The following is a 5501-nucleotide window of genomic DNA, read 5'->3' as shown; positions in this document are numbered from 1 at the left end:
GCGTCGGGGATCGGCAGGCCGGCCGCCGCCAGCAGCCAGCCGCCGAGCAGGCCGGTCTCCGCCAGCGGCACCGCCGCGGCGAACCGCCCCGCGACGCGGAGCAGCACCGCGGCATCCCCGACGCCGCCCCCGGACCCACCACGTTCCTCGGGCACCGACACCCACGGCAGGCCCGCCTCGGCCAACGCACGCCAGAGGTCGGGGAGCCAGCCGGCTGCGGCCCGATCCTCGGTCCGACAGAGGTCTGTGAAGATCTGGGTGGCTGACTCCTCAAGTAGCTCCCGATGGTCGTCCATCACAGGCCCTTCGCCACGATCGAATGCATGATCTCGGTCGTGCCGCCGCGGACGGTGAAGCCCGGCGCGACGAACATCGCCTCGGCCAGCAGCCGCTCGAACGCCGAGCCGTCGTCCGGTGAGAGGACTGCGCCGGACAGGTAGCGCAACGTCTCTACGACGTCCTGCTCGAACCGGGTACCCAGATCCTTCACGGCGGCCGCCTCCACTGCCGGATCCCGTCCGGCGTCGATGGCCTGGGCGATCGACAGCGAGAGGTTGCGGATCCCCCAGCACCGCGCCACCAGCGCTCCCACGGCGGCGGCGTCCTGCGGGTCGAGGTGGTCGGGGTCGAGTTCGCCGACGAACGCGCGGAGCACACGGAAAGTGGACAGCCAGCGGTCGGGCCCCGAGCGCTCGAATCCGAGCTCCGAGGTGACCTGTTTCCAGCCGTCACCGACCGCGCCCAGGACAAGGTCGTCGGGAACTCCGACGCCGACGAGAACGACCTCACTGAAGTCACGGCGACCGTTCAGCAACTCGATCGGGCGGACCTGCACCCCCGGCGCGCGTAGGTCGACCAGCAGCTGGCTGAGGCCGGAGTGCCGGTCACCACCGGCCGCCGGGCTGGTCCGGCAGAGCACCGCGAACCAGTGGTTCAGGTGCGCGGTCGACGTCCAGATCTTGGTGCCGTTGACCAGCCAGCCCCCGTCCACCCGGGTGGCGGTGGTGCGGACGCTGGCGAGATCGGAACCGGAGTCGGGCTCGCTCATGCCGATCGAGAAGAAACACCGCCCGGCGCAGATCTCCGGCAGGAAACGCCGCCGCTGCTCCTCGGTGCCGAACCGGAGGATCTGTTGCGCGGTCTGCCGGTCCGCCACCCAGTGGGCCATCACCGGCGCGCCCACGGCGAGAAGTTCCTCCACCACGATGAAGCGGTCCACCGCCCCCCGGCCCTGGCCGCCGTACTCGGGAGGTACTCCCATGCCGAGCCACCCCCGGGCGCCCAACGCCGCGCTGAACTCCGGCGAATGCTCGCTGTCCAGACCGAGTCCCGCGCGTAGGCCCAGGCGGGCCATCTCCTCGGCGACGAACGCGCGTATCTCGGACCGTAACGCGACTTCCTGCGCGGTCACTGTCACCGGGTCGAATCGCACCGACACCAGCCCCCTCTGCCGACCGAGCGGCCTACCGACCCTCGTCCCTGCCGCCGCCCCCCGGCGTCGGCGCCGCGCCGCCCGATCACAGCGGCGGCAGGCGCGGGACGGTGCCGCTGGCCAGAAGACGCTCGCCGAGCTCCCAGGTGAGGTCGTCGGCGCTCCCGAACAGCGTGTCCAGGACGTACCCGCGGCGCACGTAGCGGTGCAGCTCGTGCTCGACGGTGAAGGCGATCGCTCCATGTACCTGCTGGCAGTGGGTGGCGGCGGTGAGAAAGGCGCGGCCAGCGAGAGCCTTCGCCGCGACGGCCGCGAGCTCACCGCCGTCCTCCCAGGCGAACGCGACCGCGTCCTCGGCGGCGCAGCGCGCGACGTGGACGTCGGCCAGCCGATGCTTCACCGCCTGGAACGATCCGATCGGGCGGCCGTACTGTTCGCGCTGGATAACGTAGGTCACCGTCGCCTCCAGCATGGCCGCCGCGATCCCGACGAGCTGGCCGGCCAGGAAGCGGCGGGCCATGGCCGTAGCCGCGGCCACCCTGGGTCCGCCAGCGACGACGCTGCACCCGCCGGCGGCGACCGTGCCCCGGACCGCGAGCAGGCCGAGGTCGGGGTCGAGCCCACCCACCGGCACGACGCTCACGCTCGCGCTGGTCGGGTCTACCGCCACAACGCCGCCGTCCGTCGCGACCAGCAGGCGCTTCGCCCGTCCAGCGCCGGCCAGGACGAACCCGTCCACCACCAGCCCCCCGTCGAACCGGACGCCCGCGACGGCCGCCGCGGGGCCACGGGCCGGCAGCGGCGGCAGGACCACCGCGGTCACATCGTCGGCGGGCAGGCCGAGTGCGTGCAGCACCGCAAGATCGAGAGCTGGCCCGGGCACGAGGCCGCGGCCGCTCTCCTCCGCGAGCACCGCGAGCACCGCCGCCGCACTGGTGCGGGAACCGGCACCAGCGCCGGCACCAGGGTCAATGTCAGGATCGGCATCGTGTTCAAGACCGGGATCGACGAGGTCCGCCCAGCCCGATTCCAGCAGCGCGGTGGGAAGCGCCGCCGCCTCCGTCCCCCGGAGCACCCGGCACAGAGAGGAACGCACCAGGTCGAGTTCGTCGGCGTCCATCATCGCCCCCGAGGGAGACCGAGCAGCCGCTCGGCGATGAGATCCCGCTGCACCTCGGCGCTCCCCCCGTAGATCGTGGTGATGCGGCTGTAGGACCACCGGCGTCTCGACAACGCCGCGTCGTCGCCGTCATCGGTCACGAACGGCGGCCACAGCAGGCTGCGCGCCGCGTCGGCCACGGTCTGCTCGGCGATCCCCAGCATCACTTTGTCGACGGAGATCTCCGGGCCGAGTTCCTGGCCGTCGCTGAGCGCGGTGAGCGTCCCCCGGCACTTCGCCCGCAGCGCGTAGTAGCGCAGGAAGGCGTCGCCGATGATCCCCGGGGCGGCCGGCGGCGGGGCTGGAGCCTCGGGACCGCGGGGCGTCAGGAGTTCCTCGAGCCGGGCCCGCAGATCCGCCTGCCGCTGCCAGGCGTACGCGCCCCGCTCGAACTGCATCAGGTACATGACCAGCCCGCCAGCCGCCGCCGACCTCGCCGACGACCTGGTCCCGGCCGACCACCGCGCCGTCCAGCCAGATCTCGGCGACTTCGGCCCGGCCGTCGACGCACGCGATGGGTCGGGTCGTCACCCCCGGGGTGGCGAGGTCGAGCCAGAACATCGTCAGGCCCCGGTAGCCGCTGTCCGCAGGACCCGTCCGGGCCAGCAGCGCGCACCCGGTCGCGACGTGACCGTCCGAGCTCCACGTCTTCTGGCCGGTGATCTGGAACTGATCGTCGTCCGCCACCGCCCGGGTCCGCAGCGACGCGAGGTCGCTGCCCGCGTCGGGTTCGGAGAACCCCTGGCACCAGACCTCGTCCCCGGCGATGGCGGCGGCCAGGTGCTCGGTGGCGAGTCGGGGCGCGAACCGGACGAGCATCGACCCGACGATGTCGGTGTTGCCGAGCACCTCGGGCACGACATATCCGGCGGCCGCCAGCTCGTCGATCACGACCGCCCGCGCCAGCCGCGATCCCCCAAGCCCGCCGTGCGCCACCGGCCAGCCCAGACGCGTCCAGCCCGCGTCGAACAGCAGTCGCTGGAGCGGCCGCTGTTCGGCGAGCTGCTCCTCCAGGGACACCGGCCGCTCCCGGCGGAAGGGCTCCAGGTCTGCGCGGCGCTCATGAAGCCACCGGTGGAACCCGTCCCGTACGCCCGCCAGGGCCGCCTCGGGGTCAGCGGCGATCACACCAGGCACCGTCACAACTCTCCTAACTGGCGGCGAGAGAGCAGACGGCTCCCACCCGGCCGTCGCCGTACCGACAAAGCCAGCGCCGACCGAGCCGAGGTCAACCGCTCCGGCCACGTTCACGTAAAGCTCAGACATCTATACATATGATTTTGGAAGCACGCAACCAATGAGACCCGCGAATCCCGAGCCCCCCGGCCTAGCGTCGTTGTCACGCAGGTGCCCGCGTGACAACGACGAGCGCCACGATGCCTCCGGGACTCCGGGACTCCGGGACTCCGCGATGTGCCAGCCAGGTGGTTCGCCTGGCAGACCGGCGCGTGCGCCGGCGACCCTGGCGGGTGCTGCGGCGGACCGCCATGCCCGTTCGGACCCCGCAGAGCCGCGTCCAGCCAAACCGGTGGGACGTCGGCCCCGGTGGGACTTCGGCCCCGGCGGGACCCGACTGGATCGGCAGGGCACCGCAGCAAAACTATCGCTATAGTCATCCACGGATGGTCTTCAAAAGGCGCTGGGGTAGATCGCGGCACCGACCTGGCCGCATCCTGATCGCCCTGCCGGGCCACCTGTCCGGCAGGGGGCAGCGCCGAAGCCCGAACGGAGTACGCCACAGCCGTGACAGTGAAATCGCCGAAGTCGCCGGTTACGACACCCGGCCGGCCGGCTGCCTGCTGGCCCGCCAGGGACGGCACACCCTGGATCGACGAACCCGTCGGCGAACTGCTCGGCTGGCGAGCGCGAGCCTCTGCGAACCGCCCGGCCCTGTACTGGCTACCTGCGGGTTGTCACCTATGGCGAGCTGTACGTCGATGCGGCCCGCTGTGCCCGGGGGCTGGCGGCCGTGCTGCCTCCGGGCGGGTTCGTGGCGGTGTGCGCTCCCAACTCGGTCGAGTGGGTGGTGCTGGAGTACGCTGCCGCACTCGCCGGGGTCGTCCTCGTGCCGATCAACCCGAGCATGGCTGACCCGGAGATCGAGCACATCCTGCGGTTGACCGGGGCCGGCCTCGTACTCACGGTGGAGGCGTTCCGCGGCCAGCCGGTTGCGGCCCGCATCCAGATCCTGGCGGAGGCGCTCACCGTACCAGCCGCCGTGGACGATCTCTCACTATGGTTTCAGCGCACGATCATGAGCCCGGCGAACCAGGGGCCACCGGTGCCGCCACCGAGTGTGGCGCCGACGTCCCTGCCACCTGGGCCGCCGCTCCCGACGGTTCGACCCGAGGACCCGTTCCTCGTGCAGTACACCTCTGGCACGACCGGCCGGCCGAAGGGAGCCCTGCACAGTCACGCCAGCGCGGTCAACGCAGCCGCCACCTGGGTCGCTGACTGGGATCACAGCCCGGACGACGTTCTCGTCGCTCCTGTCCCCCTGCACCACGTCGGGGCGTCGATCACCGGTCTGCTCGGTTGCCTGACGACCGGCTCGGCCCTGGGCCTGCTGCCGGACTACGACCCCGGCGCAATCGTCGAACTGCTGCGGCGCAGCCACGCGACGGTGCTCGCGGCCGTGCCCACCATGCTCTTCGACCTACAGCGCCTGCCCGGTTTCGACGTCAGCGCGCTCACGGATCTGCGGATCGTGGTCGGCGGCGGTGCCGCGGTGTCGGCGTCCACCGTTGCCCGGATCGAAGCAGACTTCGACGCACGGTTCGTCGTGTCCTACGGCCAGAGCGAGTCCCCCGCCATCCTGCAAACCCCCGCGGCGGACAGCGTGGAGGTCAAGGCGACGACCCTCGGCCGGCCGCTGCCCGGGAGAGCGGTCCGGATCGCCCGGCGTGGCGG

General features: G+C 72.0%; 5 protein-coding genes and 1 pseudogene. 1 reads left to right on the top strand and 5 read right to left on the bottom strand.

Annotated elements, in window-relative coordinates; all coding sequences use genetic code 11:
- The 5 genes and pseudogenes from U9980_RS20875 to U9980_RS28685 form a co-directional block, all read right to left on the bottom strand.
- Positions 1-296: acyl-CoA dehydrogenase family protein (locus tag U9980_RS20875; protein ID WP_322769467.1), on the bottom strand; the 296-nt coding region annotated here is incomplete at its 3' end.
- Positions 296-1438 carry an acyl-CoA dehydrogenase family protein gene (locus tag U9980_RS20870; protein ID WP_322755244.1) on the bottom strand — a complete coding sequence of 381 codons (1143 nt, stop codon included), beginning with the start codon at positions 1436-1438 and terminating at the stop codon, positions 296-298. The genes U9980_RS20875 and U9980_RS20870, both read right to left, overlap by 1 nt.
- A 79-nt stretch (positions 1439-1517) precedes the next feature.
- Positions 1518-2552, bottom strand: a complete 1035-nt coding sequence (locus tag U9980_RS20865) for an acyl-CoA dehydrogenase family protein (protein WP_322769466.1) — start codon at positions 2550-2552, stop codon at positions 1518-1520.
- Positions 2552-2989, bottom strand: coding sequence for an acyl-CoA dehydrogenase family protein (locus U9980_RS20860; RefSeq protein ID WP_322769465.1), 438 nt, complete (start codon positions 2987-2989; stop codon positions 2552-2554). Before U9980_RS20860 ends, U9980_RS20865 begins: the two co-directional genes overlap by 1 nt.
- 157 nt (positions 2990-3146) lie before the next feature.
- Positions 3147-3857 (bottom strand): annotated as a pseudogene (locus U9980_RS28685) (acyl-CoA dehydrogenase family protein); the annotation flags it as partial.
- Between the two features lie 526 nt (positions 3858-4383).
- Here U9980_RS28685 and U9980_RS20850 point away from each other — a divergent pair.
- On the top strand, positions 4384-5501 hold a 1118-nt coding region (locus tag U9980_RS20850; protein WP_322769468.1), incomplete at its 3' end, for a long-chain fatty acid--CoA ligase.

It is taken from the genome of Protofrankia sp. Cr1, from assembly GCF_963555865.1.
Classification (GTDB): Bacteria; Actinomycetota; Actinomycetes; order Frankiales; family Frankiaceae; genus Protofrankia.
This window is presented reverse-complemented; position numbering and strand designations above follow the sequence as displayed.